This is a genomic window from Enterococcus sp. 7E2_DIV0204 (genome assembly GCF_002140855.1).
In the GTDB taxonomy this organism is placed as follows: Bacteria; Bacillota; Bacilli; order Lactobacillales; family Enterococcaceae; genus Enterococcus_L; species Enterococcus_L lemimoniae.
The window spans coordinates 55,455-58,048 of sequence record NZ_NGKY01000004.1 but is presented as its reverse complement, the minus strand read 5'-3'; the positions used below and the strand labels follow the sequence as shown (position 1 = coordinate 58,048).

Here is a 2,594-nt window from a genome sequence, read left to right as displayed (position 1 = left end):
ATGGCATAGTAGTATTTTATCCATTCTTGGTTAATAAAATTAGTTTCTCATTTTTTTTGATGCAATGTCAATAAATTGGCATGGGCGAGTGCATCTTATCGTATTTAAATTCAGTAGAAAAATAAGAATATAGTCTATTATATAACGAAAAACTGACAAAAAAGTCGTGGAATAAGAGCGCAACCTAAGATTCAAGGGTCTTTTTTTTAGTAATTTGAAATTGAAATGGTAGTAAATTGTTTCCAGTAGGATTCACTAAAGAGTGAATTAAAAAAATTTAAATAACTCATAGCAACAAAAAATATGAGGGACTAAAGAAGTAGAAGAAACGCTTGGAATGTTAGTCCCCAAAATAATAAATATACTTTTGAAGATTGTTCAATATAAATGAGATGTAATAGGAAACCACAGTTTTAAACGTATTTAAGGAACCATTTTGGATGAAGAAATCATCATAAAGTTATATTGTCCCAATAAATAATTTGAAAAACAAAAGGCTGTGTATAAGAAAAAAGAAGTATCTTTTTCATTATTCTTTATACGGGCTTTCGCATATAACGAAATATCTAGCATTGGATGGGCCCATTATAATCATGCAAGACACAAAATGGAAAGAGAAAATCAACTTTTATGGATAAATTAGTCCAGTAAAAATGGAATTTATGGAAAAGATAAGTAGCAGCAGAGAATACTTGCCACTCTCATTTGAAGAAATCCAGGAAAGAAACCCGTGCTACAGGAGAAGGGACGCGGGTTTAACAGATATGATTATATCAAAAAGCTATTGGATAGAGAAGGAAAATACTAGAATTGAGTAAGAGCAATTTTTTGATCTATATATTAGCGATTCGTATTACAAAAAAATTTTACCCTTGTGTTAGTGGCATAATTTTTTTATTTGTGGAAATAATTTGGCCTAGGTAACTGAATATTTATTCTTCCGGTAAAAAGAGGGTAATTTGAAACCAAAAATGAGATATTTGGTATTGTTTGGTGCTATTCTATTGAAAAATTTAAAGATTTAGTTCTTCTTAAAAATAGCTTTTGTCTGTAAATTTTTAATTACTGCTAGACAACGGGAGTTTATTGGCAATTTAATAACATCTAAAAGGAATACTCATATGGGACAAGAAATTATATTTTCCATAACAACGCAATATAGAAAATTTAAGTAATGTTTATTTTGCTGATATTGGTCATAAATACTTCTTGTTGAATAATAGATCCTAAACGTTTCCAGTTATCAATACTATCTATATCTGAGAAAAAAATTACTTTCCCTTTGTAAGCATGATTAACAGGGACTGCGTCAGTGATTATTATATCAGCGTCACCAATGTTTTCGGTTAGCACACATGCAGCATTGCTATAAGTGACAGAAATGTAGTTACTGATTCTAGATTTTACGATGATATTTTCACATGTTTCAATGTAAATTTGTATTACTTTTTTTTCCTCATATATTGCGTAAGAATCTACCAAAATCTGTAGCTCTTTGAGGCAAATAGGTAAAGCTTGCACAGGTATCGATTTGCACATGCCAATTAAAAGTTGAAATAATTCGTCTGTAGTGGTTGATAATTGACTAGTGTTTACTTGGTTATAACTTTTCCAAATATCAAAAAACAGCATATTTATAATTATGACTATTGATTCAAAAAATATCAATTTTTTTTTTTCTAGACTCAAATTTTTATTCTTAGTAATTATAGTTACTATTTTTTTAGTGTTTTTAATTACCTTATTATCAATTTGAATTAATTTATCGGCGATACGCATTTTATCATGGCTATAAAGTATCTCTGGCAGTGAAAATAGCGAAAACATTGATAACAAAAAAATTTCAGAGTCAACTTTTTTCATATTTTTTTGGTAATTAGTATGGTAAAAAATGCGCATTGATTTCAGTGATTCTTCAACGGAAAATACTGCAAGAATCTCTTTTCCTCCAGAAATCCATTCATTAAATTCTGGTAAAAATTTACCTCTCTGCATGCTGTTTAGTGAAATACCTATAAAAAGGTTGGCTTTCTTTTTTCCCAGAATAGATAGATGTCCGTAATCATCATTTTTTATATATTTTTGATTTTCAAGGATTTGTTGCTCGCTTATTGAAACAAGTGGCCATCCATCGTCTAGAAATATTTTCACGGTAAAATAGTAATGTAAGAGGCGTATCTCATGTTCAGGGCCGATTAATCTTATGGTCTTGCGTGCATACAACTGTATAGAAGTATCCAGTAGTAACTCTTTGAATATTCTATTAAGTTTATTTATCAGCTTATACAAATATGAAATGCTGTAAGCAAGTCCTTCAGCCATTTTAGAAATAGTACATTCACGGTATTCCATTATGTATTTAAATGCGGCATATTTTGATGATGTACTGAAGTATTCTAACTTGAGATAGTTTAGTAAATCTAGTTCCACAGCATCATCTTTAGTATGATTGTATAGAACAAAGTTCAGAGGTGTACTTATCAATTCTACGAAAGTATTATTATTTGATTCGGATATCTCGTTCGTGAGTTCTAAAAGTATTTTTTTTAATGATCGCTCTGTAAGGTCATATTCTTTGGCAAGTGAACTAATAG

The 2,594-nt window shown here is 29.7% G+C and carries 1 protein-coding gene; it reads right to left on the bottom strand.

The window, feature by feature from the left end:
• Nucleotides 1-1,167 precede the first annotated feature (1,167 nt).
• A partial coding sequence (locus A5819_RS18065; protein ID WP_176271510.1) for a helix-turn-helix domain-containing protein occupies nucleotides 1,168-2,594 on the bottom strand: 1,427 nt, incomplete at its 5' end.